Raw genomic sequence first — 13,261 nt, 5'->3', positions numbered from 1 at the left:
GCGATGATCCGCGTCGAATCCGTCAGCGTCGACTTCGATACCGGCGCGGGACGCCGGACCGTGCTGTCGAACCTCGATCTCGATCTGCGCGACGGCAGCTTCACTGTCGTGCTCGGTCCTTCGGGCTGCGGCAAGACCACCTTGCTCAACGTGATCGCGGGGTTCATCGCGCCCACTGCGGGCAAGGTCACGCTGGATGGCGTCGCCGTCACCGGGCCGGGCGCGGAACGCGGCGTCGTCTCGCAGGATGACGCATTGCTGCCCTGGCAGAACGTCGAACAGAACATCGGCTTTGGCTTGCAGCTTCGAGGCGTGCCGCGCAGCTTGTTGCGCGAAAAGGTCGATTCGCTGCTTGCGCTGACGGGCCTCAGCGGTTACGCGGACTATCCGCTCTGGAAGATTTCGGGCGGCATGCGTCAGCGCGTGAACCTCGCGCGCTCGCTCGCCGTCGATCCGCGCTATCTGCTGCTCGACGAACCGCTCGGTGCGCTCGATGCATTAACGCGCCAACGCATGCAGGAATATCTGCTGCAACTGTGGACGCGCTACGACAAAGGCATGTTGATGATCACGCACGACATTACGGAAGCGCTTTTCATGGCGACCGATCTGGTGCTGATGAAAGGCGATCCGGGCCGTATCGAATCCGTGCGCGGGCTCGACTTCGGCCGTCGCTTCGCGGCGGGCGAAAACGCGCGTGCCATCCGCAACGAACCGGCGTTCGTCCGGTTGCGCGACGAACTCGAAACCGGCTTCTTCGCCGATGAAGGAGAGACGATATGAACGCCGCCGATCACCCGGCGCGCGCCCCTTCCGCGTTGCCGAAGGCTACCGCCCGTTCAGGCGCGCCGCGCGCGACGCGGGTGCCGCGCTGGTCTTTGGCGGGCTCGCGTTGGATCAGTGCGGCGACCGTGATCGTGCTGATCGCGGCGTGGGGCATTGCGTCCCGTCTGGAACTCGTGAGCCCTGTGTTCATGCCATCGCCTGCGGCCGTGGCGAAGAAGTTCGTGATCGTGGCTATCGACGGCTCCAGCAACGCGACCCTGCTCGAGCACACGCTCGCGAGCCTGCACCGCATGCTGGCGGCGCTGTTACTCGCAGTCGTCACAGCGATTCCTGTGGGCATTCTCACGGGCATGAACCGCGTCGCGCAGGCCATCGTCGATCCGTTGATCGAGTTTTATCGCCCGATTCCGCCGCTTGCCTATCTGCCGCTTATCGTGATCTGGTGCGGCATCGGCGAGCCGTCGAAGGTGCTGCTCATCTGGCTCGCGGTGTTCGCCCCGCTCGCGATCGCCACGCAGCAAGGCGTGCGCCGCGTGAAGCCAGGGCGCATTCGCGGCGCAAGGGCGCTCGGTGCGACACGCTGGCAGATCGTGCGTTACGTCGTGGTTCCTTCTGCCGCGCCCGACGTGCTGACGGGCATCCGCATCGGCCTCGGCGTCGGCTGGTCGGTGCTGGTGGCAGCGGAACTGATCGCGGCCACGCGCGGACTCGGCTTCATGATCCAGTCCGCCGGACAGTTCCTGGAGACCGACGTGGTCATCATGGGCATCATCGTGATCGCGCTGATCGCGGCTTCAATCGAATGGGGACTGCGACGTCTGCAAAAAGCACTCGTACCATGGGATGGACACGCATGAGCACGTCATCCGCTCATGCAGACGCTCATGCAGACCAGATCGCGCTGCGCGCCGACGTATTCGTCGCGGGCGGCGGCCCGGCAGGCACATGGGCCGCGCTGATGGCGGCACGCAGCGGCGCGACGGTCGTACTCGCCGACAAGGGCTATTGCGGCACCTCCGGCGCCGCGGCGGCATCGAACAACAATGTCTGGTACGTGCCGGACCCCAACGACTACGAGCGTCATTTCAAGGAACGCTTTCGCACTGGCGGCGAACTCAGCGAACTGTCATGGACCTCGCAGATTCTTGAAACCGCCGCGAGCCAATTGCGTCTGCTTGAAGCGCTGCGCTACCCGTTTCCGCGCAAGGACGACGGCACGCCGAACCGCGCGACGCTGCGCGGTCCGGACTACATGCGCTTCATGCGTCAGCAGATCAAACGCGCCGGCGTGACTATCCTGGACCATGCGCCGCTGCTCGGACTCGTCCACGACGAGCGCGAAGGCCGCGTGACGGGCGCTTTCGGCGAGCGTCGCGACGGCTCGCGCTGGCGCGTGAGCGCCAACGCCTGCGTGATCGCCACAGGAGGCTGCGCGTTTCTGGGCGGTGCGCTCGGCACCAATGTCTGCACGGGCGACGGTCATCTCGCCGCGGCTGAGGTGGGCGCGCTCTTCTCGGGGATGGAATTCTCCAGCCAGTACGGCCTCGCGGCGGCGTTCTCGTCGGTCACCAAAGGTTTGCCGTTCATCTGGGCAAGTTATTCGACGGGCGACGGCCGTCCCATCCATATCGACGAGGACGACGCGTTCATCCCGGTCGCGAAGGCATTGATGAACGAGCCCGTGCTCGCCGTCTTCGATCGCGCGACACCCGACGTCGAACGATGGCTGCGCTCGGGCCAGGCGAATGCGTTTCTCCCCTACGACCGGATGGGCATCGACCCGTTCCGCACGCGCTTTCCCGTGGGTCTGCGCCACGAAGGCACGGTGCGCGGCACGGGCGGCATCCGTCTCGTCGATACCGACGGCCGCACCGATGTGCCCGGCCTTTATGCGGCAGGCGATGCGGCATCGCGCGAAGCAATCGTCGGCGCGCGCACGGGCGGCGGCTCGCCGAACGCGGCCTGGGCGATCGCGACGGGAAGCTGGTCGGGCGAGGCAGCAAGCCGCTTTGCGAAGCTGCATGGCAGCGCATCGCCCGTCGACATCGACCCGCACTACGCGCAACTCGCGACCAGCGATCCACGCGCCGCCGCTGCCACACTCGAACGCGAGGTGCGTCCGCCCGCTGTGCAGTTGTTTCGAAGCGAGCCGCGTCTCTCTGCCGCCTTGCGCGCGATCGACGACGCACTCGCCGCCCGTTCCAGCGACGATGCGTCGCTCGCCGCAAGCCGCAGCGCCTATGCGTTGCTGTACGTGGCGAAACTGTCGTACACGAGTGCGCTCGCGCGGCGCGAGACGCGAGGCCTGCACCGGCGCGACGACTTCCCGTTGCGAACCGAAGACGCCTCGCGCGTGCTGATCGGCGGCGTGAAAGCGCCAGCTATCCGCTGGAAGCCCATCGTTCAACCTGAGATCGCCTGACAGGACTTATCGTTTTGATCGAACTTATCAGCGAATCACGCTGCACCGCGTGTGACCGTTGCGTCGATGTGTGCCCCACCAACGTCTTCGATGCGGTGAAGGGGGGCATCCCCGTCATCGCGCGCCCCGACGAGTGCCAGACGTGCTTCATGTGCGAGCTGTATTGCCCGGCCGATGCCATGTACGTGCATCCGTTCGCAGCCGGCCACGTTGCCGTCGACGAGACACAACTTGTGCAAAACGGCGCGCTCGGCGCTTACAGCCGCGCGCTCGGCTGGACAAAAGCGCGCGCTGGCGGCACCGAACGTGACGAAACGCATCGCCTTTTCGAACTTGGCGTGACCTGACGCAAATATGATGTGCTGCTGTGTTCCGGCTCCATGCTCGCGTGCAAACTGAGACGCACTGTCAAGTCATGACTTGTTTCGCTCCTATCATTGCAGCGTTCGCAAGACAGGAGACGGGAACGGGTATGAACGCAGACACCATAGACTACGAAGCGCTAACGCTGGTGATGGAAAAGCGGATTGCCACCCTCGCGAAAGCCGCCAGGAAAAAGCGGTCACGAAATGAAGCGAGCGAACGGGTGTTCTTCGCTGCTGCCGCAAACGAGGCCCTGTTTGTGTGGATGCTTCTGGCGAGTCGGATGAACTCCGACCTCTATCTGGCAGATAAGGCGCGATTGACCCGAATGATCGAGGATGTCGCGGCTGATTGCGCGCAGGCCGTCGATGTGCGATTTCATGCCGAAACCTTAGTGGTCGTATAAAGCCGCGAAACGTACTGGCCGCGTTTGCGTCTTCGCCTTCGCCTTTGCGGCGCGGGCAGTTTGGAGTATTGGCGTCTGCGCTGGCATCCGTACTTTGCCCTCCTGCTTCATGCGTTGCCGTTTGGTGTTCTGGCCTTTTCGCCTGCATCCGCGCTTTGCCTTCGTGCTTCAGGCGTCGCCGTTTGGTGTTTTGGTCGTTGCGCTGGCATCCGCGTTATGACTTACCCCTTCACGCGTCGCCCCTGTGCGGGGCGGCACCTACTTTTCTTTGCCGCCGCAAAGAAAAGTAGGCAAAAGAAAGCGGCTCACACCGCCAGTTCTAGTTTTTGCCTGAGGGCCCCCAAAGGGTCTTACGCTTCACACGGCAATCACGTGACCCATGTACGTTGCCAGCGCTCTTGCGGTGCGCCTCACCCGCTTCATATGTCCGCGTCGCACCACGCCGTGCCAGACAGTCCACAGCCGCCCAGGTGGCAAACTGTGTGTAGGCCGTAGTGCCTCGCGCGCCTCACTTCGGACCGATAGCGCACGCCTCGATGTAAGAGCGCCGAGCTATACGACGCGACAACCTACACACAGTTTGCCACCTGGGCGGCGCAGACCATTCGCTGCCGCTTGCCCAAGTACGGATATTCGAAGCGGGTGAGGCGTTCATTCGAAGCGTTGGCAGCCAGCACCAACCAGGGCACTACCGTGTGAAGCGTAGGACCGGTTGGGGGCCCTCAGGCAAGCACAAGAGCTGGCGGTGTGAGCCGCTTTCTTTTGCCTACTTTTCTTTGCGGCGGCAAAGAAAAGTAGGTGCCGCCCCGCACAGGGGCGACGCGTGAAGCACGCTAACAAAACGCGGATGCCAGCGCAAAGGCAAACCCACAGGAGCGACACCTGAAGCGCGAAGGCAAAACGCGGATGCCAGCGCAGACGCAAATACACCAAACCGCCCGCGCCGCGAAGGCGCAAACGCAGAAGCCACCGCTCCACCGCCCGGCAACGGCTACCCCAAGTCCCGCCTAAACCCCGCCGCCGCATGCCGCGCAGGCAAACGATCCCCCTCCCCAAACAACCTGTTCCGCAACGTCCCATCGCCATACGCAGTCTTATAAAGCCCCCGACTCTGCAACTCAGGCACAACGAGATCAATAAAATCCTCATAACTCTCGGGCACCACAGTCCGGCTCAGATTGAACCCATCAATCCCCGTCTCCTCGATCCAGCCCTCCAGTTCATCCGCGACCTGGGCAGCGCTGCCCACAATCGCCGGATACCGCCCGCCAAGCTCAAACATCTCGAGCAACTTGCGCCGCGTCCACCCATGCTGCTTCGCCGTCCGCGTAGCCGATTCAATAGCATTGCCCGGCGCATAATCAACAGGCGCGTCGAGATCATATTGCGCATAGTCAATGCCAGTACTAGCGGCAAAGTGCGCAAGCCCGGCTTCACGGCTCGCATACTGCAAATAATCCGCGTACTTCTCCCGCGCCTCGCGCTCGGTGGCACCCGCAACAACGGCCGCGCCGGCGAACACCTTAACGTCATCCGGCCGACGCCCGGCCAGCACCAGTTGCTCCCGCAATGCCTTCACCGTTTCTCGCGCAGCATTCCGGTTCGGCGGCGAAATGAACACGCATTCGGCATGACGCGCGGCAAAGCGCTGGCCACGCCCGGAACTACCCGCCTGAAACAGGACAGGCGTGCGCTGCGGCGACGGCTCCGCCAGGTGATAACCTTCAACGTTGTAGTACCGCCCCGCGTGCCGAACCTCATGAACCTTCGCGGGATCGGCATATACCCGCGCGCCCTTGTCGCGCAACACCGCATCCGCTTCCCAACTGCCTTCCCACAGCTTGTAGAGCACTTCGAGGTACTCGTCCGCGCGCTCGTAGCGTTCGTCGTGTGGAAGCTGCTCGCTCAGCCCCATCGCGCGCGCCGCGCTGTCGAGATACCCCGTGACGATATTCCAGCCGACACGACCTTGCGTCAAATGATCTAGGGTCGAGAAACGGCGTGCGAGCAGATACGGTTGTTCATAGGTGAGGTTGACAGTCACGCCGAAACCCAGATGACTAGTCACAGCAGCCATCGCCGAAACAAGCAGCAAGGGATCGTTGACGGGCAACTGGATCGACTCGCGCAACGTCACGTCGACATTGCGCTGATAGACGTCGTATACACCGACGATGTCGGCAAGAAAGAGTCCATCGAACAATCCGCGCTCCAGCGTGCGAGCGAGGTCGGTCCAGTACGGCAAGAGCCGATAGTCCGTCGACCGGTCGCGCGGATGCGTCCACAGACCGTGGTTGATATGGCCCACGCAATTCATGTTGAACGCGTTGAGCAGAATCTGTTTCCTCGCCATTACAAGGCTCCATGCCGGGGCGGCAGCTTGTCGTTGAGATAGTAGTTGCCTACCGCGTGATACTTCCAGCGCACCGGGTCGTGCAGCGTATGCGTGCGGGCATTGCGCCAGAAACGGTCGAGTCCGAGACCATCGAGTGTCGCCGACGTGCCGGCGAGTTCGAACAGGCGCGAACCCGCATCGAGCGATACCGTCGTGGTGAGCGCGCGCGCCTCCGCGACGGCAATCGATGCCTGCGCCACCGAGCGTTCCGTCGGCCCGGCCTGCGCGGCATCGACAAAGCGTCCCGCGCGGCGCAGCAATGCCTCCGCCGCGCGCAGCCGCACCGCAAGGTCGCCGAACTGCGCGATGGTCAGCGGGTCGTCGGCGGCACGCTCGATCTTTGCGTCGATCCACGGTCGCGAATGCTCCCGCACGAACTGCAATGCGGCCTGGAACGCGCCGCGCGCCTGGCCGAGATCGATGGCCGCGTGAATGATCTGCGCGAGCGGTCCGATCGTCGTCGGGCGCTCGAACGATGCCTGAAACGGCACGACCCATTCCGGCTCGACGCGCACATGACTGAACTGCACCGTCCCGCTGCCCGTGACACGCTGACCGAAACCATCCCAGTCGTCGATCACCTCGACGCCGTCGGCGTCGCGCGGCACGAAAGCGAGCCACGTGATGTCGCGCCCTTTCTCTTCCGTGATCACCAGCGTGGGAATCCAGTGCGCGTACAGTGCGCCCGTGCAATAGAACTTGCGGCCGTCGATATGCCACCCGGCCGCCGTGCGCGCGAGACGCGTGCGGCGTTTGAAATCCTTGTGGCCGGTTTCGGCGAGCGCATTGCCAAAGCGCTCGCCTGCCAGCACGCGATCATAGAAAAAGCGCTGCTGCGCGCTGCTGCCGCCGACGCGCAGCACTTCGAGCGCGTAGTAATGATTTTGCGGAATCTGACCGAGCGAGCCATCGGCCGCTGAAATCGTCGCGGTCACTTCCGCGAGCGTCCCACTGCTCACGCCCGCGCCGCCGAATTCACGCGGCACGGTGATGCCCCACAACCCGCTTGCAACGAACGCATCGAGTTCGGCCCACGGCAGCCGCCGCTCGCGGTCGCGCGCCGCCGCATCCGGCGCGAAGTCTTCAGCGAGTCGCTTCGCTACACGTATCGCGTGCGCGTCGTCGGTAATGCGGTCGGGAGTCCCCTGGTCAGGGTCCACGATGTCGCGCGTCTCTTCAGAAATATCGAGGCTCATGCTTCAGTTCCACGAGTGCCGCGCAGGCAGCACATGATTCAGGTGATAGTTGCCGAGCAGATGCAGCTTCCAGCGCACGGGGTCATGCAGCGTATGCGTGCGCGCATTGCGCCAATGACGGTCGAGGTAATGTACGGCGCGGGTGGAAGCGGAACCCGCCAGTTCGAACAGCTTTTCGCTCGCTTCGAGGGCGATGCGTGTTGTCAGCACCTTTGCCTCGGCCACGGCTACCGACGCTCGTGCGCTAGCCTCGGCATCGATGGGCGCGGCGGCAACTGCATCGAGCGTGTGGCCCGCCTCCAGCAACACTTCGCGCGCAGCGTGCAAATCAATCTGCAGGCGGCCGACGTCGGCGATGATGTAGGGATCGTCCGTCGCGCGCTCCAGGCCCGAATCGATCCACGGCCGCGCGCGCTCGCGCACGAATGCGAGTGCATCGGCGACAGCCGCCTCGGCGATGCCCTGATCGATGGCGGCCTGAATCAGTTGCGACGTTGGGCCGAACAACCCAGGACGGTCGCCTAGCTGCCAGAGCGGCAGCACATCCTGTGGATCGACGGAGACGTTGTCGAAAATCACCGTGCCGCTCGCCGTCGTGCGTTGACCAAACGAACTCCAGTCGTCGATCACCGTGAGACCTGCTGCATCGCGCGGCACCCAGACCTGGACAGCACGTCCTGCATCGTCCGTCGCGCGCGCTGGCACGCGATGAGCGAACAGCGCGCCGGTGGAATAGAAACGCTTGCCGTCGAGACGCAACCCATCTTTCGTCGCGCGCAGCCGCGTCGTACCCTGCAGCACCGTGGACGCTGCGGCCGAGCGCCGTTCCGGGCCCGCATTGCCGAGCCGATGACCCGCAAGCACTTCGCCATACAGGCGCGCTTTCTGCGCCGGCGTGCCGATCTCACGCAACACGCCCAACACGCCGAAATGATTCTGCGGAATCTGGCCCAACGCGGGATCGGCCGCGCAGAGAATCACGAATACTTCGGCCAGCGTCGCGAACGATACGTCCGCGCCGCCGTATTGACCCGGCACCGTGATCGCACCCAGCCCACTTTCGGACCATAGATCGAGTTCGGCCCAAGGCAGGATGCGCTGGCGATCGCGCTCAGCCGCACCCGTTGTGAAGACAGCCGCTAGCGCATGGGCGGCTGCGAGCGCGTCGGAATCGCCAGCAATGCGCTTGACGCGCGCGGGGTCCGGACGCCGCGGCAATTGCGCTGCGGCCAAAGAGGATTCGACTGTAGACATGGAGGCTCATACGAACGAGTAAAGCCCTACGCTCGCGACGCAACCGTCGCGGCTTGCTGCGGACAGGGCCAATCCTGTATTGGATCAGCCCAGGCGAGCCCGGCCTACTATCGAATTTGACATTGCTTATGACAGGTTCCGGTTTTCGAATGCGGCCGACGGCATCGAATCTTCAGGAATAGAACGACGGCGTGGGCAGTTCATCGTTCACTGCCCATTCGCCGAGTTCCTGCAACTTGTAGTCGACGGGATCATGCAGCGTTTGCGTGCGCAGATTGCGCCAGAACCGGTCGAGCCGCAGCGCGCCATGCGTGGCGCGCGCGCCCGCCACCTCGAACAGCCGGCTGGTCAGGTCGAGACCGACGCGCGTGGCGGCAACCTTGGCCGTCGCGATCGCAACGGCAACATGCCCGCGCGTTGTCTCGTCGAGTTCCGCGCCACGCGCCCAGGCCTCGTCGAACAGTTGTACCGCTCGCCCGGCCAGCAAGCGGACGCTTTCCAGCTCAACCCAGAACTCGCCGTAGCGACGCAACGTATGCGGGTCCTTGCTGGCTTGCTCCGCGGGCGACTTGAACCAGGGGCGCGATTCATGGCGCGTGTAGTGCTTCATCTCCGCAAAGACGCCTTCGCCGATGCCAAGAAACATCTGCGTAAAAATCAATTGCGCCAACAACGGACGCAGGCACGCGAAAGGCGTGCTCAACGGACCAGGCTCGAGCAGCAGTTCGCTTTCTTCAACGCGCACATTTTCGAAGAGCGCGCTGCCGCTATCCGTTTGCCGCTGCCCGAAGCTGTTCCAGTCGTGATTCAACGTGATGCCGGAACGGGAAGTGGGTATCGCCGCGATCAGCAGCTTGCGGCTGACGGCATCGAGCCCCGAGGCGACCAGCATGTCGGAGTCGAGCGCCCCGGAGCAAAAGCTCTTCCTGCCGGAGAATTCGTACGCGTTGTCGACGCGTTGCACCACGGTGCGCGTATCCAATGGGTTCAGCGTGTTGCCCCAGAACCAGTTCTTCTGCGCGGTCTGCTCGAACCAGGGTTCCCATTGATCCGGACGTCCGAACAGCCGGACGGTAGCGAGCAGCAGATGATGGAATCCGAACACATGCGCAATCGAACTGTCGACTCGCGCGAACGTTCTGACGACATCGAGCGTCTGTGTCCAGCTCGCGCCTGTTCCGCCGTATTGCTTCGGAATCGACAGCGACAGCAGGCCGCTGGCACGGATTGCGTCGCGCTCGGCCTTGGGCGTGCCGCCCTGTTCGTCGCGTTCGACGGCACTCTCGGCAAATTGCTGCGCAAGCGCCTGCGCTATTTGGATCTGCGAAGCGGGATTGGATTCAACGTGTGTCGTCATGATGAGCAAGGCCGGAAAGATGACTGGCAAGTTTACGAAAGCCACTACGGCAACACATACCATCGAGTGCTTGAATGCTTATGCAGATTTCTTCTTAGGGCACGCGCGTCAATGTAAATGATGCACCACATTGTCTGCTGAAACAGAAACCCGCTTCTGCAATAGCGCCAGGACTGCTTTGATTCTGAACTTTAATTGGTTCGCAGATGCGATCGGCTTCGTTACATTGAAGCTCAAATCACACGTGACCATAAGGACAATCGATGGCATCGGTTCGGGGCTTTGCATTCTTCGCACGGGCGCGCCGCGCGCACGTTCTGCGCAACATCATGACGACGGCGGCCGCCGCGCTCGCGCTCTGCTATTTCGGAAGCACGCAGGCTGCGCCGCTTGCGGAGCTGAAGCTCGACTACGCGTATTACTCGCCGGAAAGCCTCGTCATCAAACGCAATGGCTGGCTGGAACAGGAGTTCGCCGCCGATCATACGCAGGTCAAGTGGGTGCTGAGCCTGGGAAGCAACCGCGCTCTCGAGTATCTGAATAGCGGCGCCATTGATATCGGCTCGACAGCGGGTCTCGCTGCCGTACTCGGCAAGGCAAACGGCAATCCGATCCGTGCGGTGTATGTGTTTTCCCGCCCCGAATGGACGGCGCTCGTCGTGCGCAAAGATTCGCCCATCAAGAGTCTCACCGATCTGAAAGGCAAGAAGATTGCCGCGACCAAGGGCACCGATCCGTTCCTCTTCACGTTGCGCGCGCTGCATACCGTGGGCCTCTCGCGCGATGACGTCGAAATCGTGAATCTCCAGCATCCGGACGGCCGCACGGCGCTCGCGAACAGCCAGGTCGACGCGTGGGCCGGGCTCGACCCGCACATGGCCGCCGCGCAAATCGACGATGGCGCGCGTCTGCTTTATCGCAATGTCGATTTCAATACGTGGGGCCTGCTCAACGCACGCGATGACTTCATCCGCGAGCATCCGGAGCAACTGGCTCGCGTATTGAAGGTCTATGAGAAAGCACGCGTGTGGATCGCCGTGCATCCCGACGATACGGCGAAGATCGTCTCGGAGGAATCGAAGGTGTCGCTCGCGGTCGCGAAGCTGCAACTCAGCCGCAACGACTTCAGCCACCCGCAGCCCGGCGCGCAACAGATCGCGACGCTCAAGGCGGCCGCGCCGATTCTCGTCGACGAGCAGCTGGTGAAAAACGGCACCGATCTCAATCAGGTTATCGACGCGCTGATCGATCCGAAAATCGCGCAGCCCGTCATCGCGAGCAACGGCGCGAAATGACGCGCACGCAACACGACGCATGCAAGCAGTCTGCATTAGCGTGGACTTGAATCATGGCTGCCACTGAACAGACCCTCGCGCTCAAGACGCGCGATTCACGCGCGCGCTCACCAGGCGAACGCACATTGCGCAAGCGACCGCGCGACGCCATGCGGTTATGGCGCTACGCAGGGTATGCATTGCCCGTCGTCTTTCTCGCCGTGATCGAAGCGCTGGTTCGCACGTCCGTGTTGCCGATGCATCTCGTCCCCGCTCCCAGCACGATTGCACAAACGCTGTGGGATCTCGGCGGTACACGCGTCGCGCGACACATCGGCGCGAGCGTCGCGCGCGTGTACGCGGGCTTCGCGCTCGGCTCGGCGCTCGCGTTGCTGATCGGCGCGGCGATGGGACTGAGCCGCCGCGTCGACGCGCTGCTCGACCCTGCGTTTCAGGCACTGCGCGCGATTCCATCGCTCGCATGGGTGCCGATCCTGCTGCTGTGGATGGGCATCGACGAAGCGCCCAAGATCACGCTCATCGCGATTGGCGCGTTCTTCCCCGTGCAGATCAGTGTGGTCGCCGGCATTCACGGTGTCGACCGCAAGCTGATCGAATTCGGAGAGCTCAACCGCCTGACACCGCGCGCGATGTTCACGCGCATTCTGCTGCCCGCGTCGATGCCGCAGATCTTCACGGGACTGCGCACGGGCCTCAGCCTCGCATGGATGTTCATGGTCGCCGCCGAACTGATCGCCGCGACACGTGGCCTCGGCTATCTGCTCAGCGACGGCCGCGAGACGGGCAGACCCGATCTCGTGTTCGGCGCCATCCTGCTGCTGGCGTTGCTCGGCAAACTGAGCGACGGCGCGTTCAAACTCTTCGAAACGCGCGTGCTGTCCTGGCGCGATGCACGCCACGTCTCGGGAGACGCGCCATGAACCCGCCTACTCCGCCCTTGCTGCAAGTGCGCGGCCTCGCGCGGCGCTTTGGGCAGCGCACGGTATTCGAACAGGTATCGTTCGAACTGGCACGCGGTGAGATCGTCAGTCTGGTCGGCCCGAGCGGATGCGGAAAGAGCACGCTGCTGCGGGCAATTGCGGGCCTCGACGGGCATGCACATGGTTCCGTGCTGCTAGAGCAGCAATTGCAGCGCGTTCCATCCGACAGGATCGGCATGATCTTTCAGGAGCCACGGTTGCTGCCCTGGCTCAGCGTTGCCGATAATATCGCGTTCGCCGCCGGACCTCGACAGGGGCACAATCCGCGCGTCGATACCTTACTGGCAGAAGTCGGTCTGTCCGGCGTGCGCGGTGCGCTGCCGAAGCATCTGTCGGGCGGCATGGCACAACGTGTCGCCCTGGCGCGAGGACTTTTCGCGGAGCCGGACCTGTTGTTACTCGACGAACCGTTCAGCGCCGTCGACGCCATCACACGCTCACGCCTTCAGCGTGTGTTGCTTGCGCTCGCGCACGCGCACGGAACGACCATCCTGCTCGTCACGCACGATCTGGACGAAGCGCTTCTCCTGTCCGATCGTGTTCTGTTGCTGTCGCCGCCCGGCGATGACCGCCCAAGCCACATCGCGCGCGAGATTCACGTCGACGCGCCACGGCCTCGAAATCTCCGAGATCCTGCGATGGATGCACTGCGAGATACTTTGCTGGACGGTATCGCATCAATCCCGATCTAACCGTGTCGAACTGACGCGCATCCTAAACCGCGCAGCGTAAGAAGTTATCGACATATTGTTGGTGGCCTCGTTATCCCTGCCCGCTCCATACTGTCGGACGACAAACGAGAGGAGT

12 protein-coding genes are annotated in these 13,261 nt (G+C 63.3%); 8 read left to right on the top strand and 4 right to left on the bottom strand.

Going from position 1 to position 13,261, the window contains the following annotated elements; translation table 11 throughout:
* The first annotated feature begins 3 nt into the window (after positions 1 to 3).
* The 5 genes from BLT65_RS27855 (at position 4) to BLT65_RS27835 (ending at position 3,977) form a co-directional block, all read left to right on the top strand.
* A complete protein-coding gene (locus BLT65_RS27855) occupies positions 4 to 783 on the top strand; it encodes a taurine ABC transporter ATP-binding protein (RefSeq protein WP_091783509.1) in 780 nt (259 codons plus the stop codon).
* Positions 780 to 1,643, top strand: coding sequence for an ABC transporter permease subunit (locus BLT65_RS27850; RefSeq protein ID WP_091783508.1), 864 nt, complete (start codon positions 780 to 782; stop codon positions 1,641 to 1,643). The genes BLT65_RS27855 and BLT65_RS27850 overlap by 4 nt, the downstream gene beginning before the upstream one ends.
* On the top strand, positions 1,640 to 3,208 hold the full coding sequence (locus BLT65_RS27845; RefSeq protein ID WP_091783507.1) for an FAD-dependent oxidoreductase: 1,569 nt from the start codon (positions 1,640 to 1,642) through the stop codon (positions 3,206 to 3,208). The genes BLT65_RS27850 and BLT65_RS27845 overlap by 4 nt, the downstream gene beginning before the upstream one ends.
* A 14-nt stretch (positions 3,209 to 3,222) precedes the next feature.
* On the top strand, positions 3,223 to 3,555 hold the full coding sequence (locus BLT65_RS27840) for a 4Fe-4S dicluster domain-containing protein (protein WP_091783504.1): 333 nt from the start codon (positions 3,223 to 3,225) through the stop codon (positions 3,553 to 3,555).
* A 125-nt stretch (positions 3,556 to 3,680) separates the two neighbouring features.
* Entirely contained in the window at positions 3,681 to 3,977 is a 297-nt protein-coding gene (locus BLT65_RS27835; RefSeq protein ID WP_091783501.1) for a hypothetical protein, read from the top strand.
* A gap of 991 nt (positions 3,978 to 4,968) precedes the next feature.
* Here the strand turns inward: BLT65_RS27835 and BLT65_RS27830 are convergent.
* The 4 genes from BLT65_RS27830 to BLT65_RS27815 all read right to left on the bottom strand — a co-directional run bounded on the left by BLT65_RS27830 (position 4,969) and on the right by BLT65_RS27815 (position 10,179).
* A complete protein-coding gene (locus BLT65_RS27830) occupies positions 4,969 to 6,330 on the bottom strand; it encodes an LLM class flavin-dependent oxidoreductase (protein ID WP_091783498.1) in 1,362 nt (453 codons plus the stop codon).
* Entirely contained in the window at positions 6,330 to 7,568 is a 1,239-nt protein-coding gene (locus BLT65_RS27825; RefSeq protein ID WP_091783495.1) for an SfnB family sulfur acquisition oxidoreductase, read from the bottom strand. The genes BLT65_RS27830 and BLT65_RS27825 overlap by 1 nt, the downstream gene beginning before the upstream one ends.
* A 3-nt stretch (positions 7,569 to 7,571) precedes the next feature.
* Positions 7,572 to 8,822 carry an SfnB family sulfur acquisition oxidoreductase gene (locus BLT65_RS27820; RefSeq protein WP_091783492.1) on the bottom strand — a complete coding sequence of 417 codons (1,251 nt, stop codon included), beginning with the start codon at positions 8,820 to 8,822 and terminating at the stop codon, positions 7,572 to 7,574.
* Between the two features lie 172 nt (positions 8,823 to 8,994).
* Positions 8,995 to 10,179, bottom strand: a complete 1,185-nt coding sequence (locus BLT65_RS27815) for an acyl-CoA dehydrogenase family protein (protein ID WP_091783674.1) — start codon at positions 10,177 to 10,179, stop codon at positions 8,995 to 8,997.
* A 263-nt stretch (positions 10,180 to 10,442) separates the two neighbouring features.
* Here BLT65_RS27815 and BLT65_RS27810 point away from each other — a divergent pair, with 263 nt between their 5' ends.
* Genes BLT65_RS27810 through BLT65_RS27800 form a run of 3 tightly spaced genes read left to right on the top strand, consistent with a single transcriptional unit; the run spans position 10,443 to position 13,146 of the window.
* Entirely contained in the window at positions 10,443 to 11,474 is a 1,032-nt protein-coding gene (locus tag BLT65_RS27810) for an aliphatic sulfonate ABC transporter substrate-binding protein (RefSeq protein ID WP_091783489.1), read from the top strand.
* A gap of 53 nt (positions 11,475 to 11,527) precedes the next feature.
* Complete coding sequence (locus tag BLT65_RS27805) at positions 11,528 to 12,394, top strand: ABC transporter permease (RefSeq protein ID WP_091783486.1); 867 nt, start codon at positions 11,528 to 11,530, stop codon at positions 12,392 to 12,394.
* Positions 12,391 to 13,146: an ABC transporter ATP-binding protein gene (locus BLT65_RS27800; protein WP_091783483.1), complete on the top strand. Its 756-nt coding sequence runs from the start codon at positions 12,391 to 12,393 to the stop codon at positions 13,144 to 13,146. The genes BLT65_RS27805 and BLT65_RS27800 overlap by 4 nt, the downstream gene beginning before the upstream one ends.
* The last annotated feature ends 115 nt before the right edge of the window (positions 13,147 to 13,261 follow it).

Origin of the sequence: Paraburkholderia steynii, from assembly GCF_900100565.1 — a bacterium.
GTDB classification, from domain to species: Bacteria; Pseudomonadota; Gammaproteobacteria; order Burkholderiales; family Burkholderiaceae; genus Paraburkholderia; species Paraburkholderia terrae.
The sequence above is the reverse complement of the archived record's forward strand: the minus strand, read 5'-3'. Positions and strand labels throughout refer to the sequence as shown.

Excerpts from the sequence above, each read along its gene's own strand:
- BLT65_RS27805 (WP_091783486.1), top strand. The coding sequence starts at position 11,528 with ATGGCTGCCACTGAACAGACCCTCGCGCTCAAGACGCGCGATTCACGC.
- BLT65_RS27855 (WP_091783509.1), top strand. The coding sequence starts at position 4 with ATGATCCGCGTCGAATCCGTCAGCGTCGACTTCGATACCGGCGCGGGA.
- BLT65_RS27820 (WP_091783492.1), bottom strand. The coding sequence starts at position 8,822 with ATGTCTACAGTCGAATCCTCTTTGGCCGCAGCGCAATTGCCGCGGCGT.
- BLT65_RS27810 (WP_091783489.1), top strand. The coding sequence starts at position 10,443 with ATGGCATCGGTTCGGGGCTTTGCATTCTTCGCACGGGCGCGCCGCGCG.
- BLT65_RS27825 (WP_091783495.1), bottom strand. The coding sequence starts at position 7,568 with ATGAGCCTCGATATTTCTGAAGAGACGCGCGACATCGTGGACCCTGAC.
- BLT65_RS27830 (WP_091783498.1), bottom strand. The coding sequence starts at position 6,330 with ATGGCGAGGAAACAGATTCTGCTCAACGCGTTCAACATGAATTGCGTG.
- BLT65_RS27850 (WP_091783508.1), top strand. The coding sequence starts at position 780 with ATGAACGCCGCCGATCACCCGGCGCGCGCCCCTTCCGCGTTGCCGAAG.
- BLT65_RS27835 (WP_091783501.1), top strand. The coding sequence starts at position 3,681 with ATGAACGCAGACACCATAGACTACGAAGCGCTAACGCTGGTGATGGAA.
- BLT65_RS27800 (WP_091783483.1), top strand. The coding sequence starts at position 12,391 with ATGAACCCGCCTACTCCGCCCTTGCTGCAAGTGCGCGGCCTCGCGCGG.
- BLT65_RS27815 (WP_091783674.1), bottom strand. The coding sequence starts at position 10,179 with ATGACGACACACGTTGAATCCAATCCCGCTTCGCAGATCCAAATAGCG.
- BLT65_RS27845 (WP_091783507.1), top strand. The coding sequence starts at position 1,640 with ATGAGCACGTCATCCGCTCATGCAGACGCTCATGCAGACCAGATCGCG.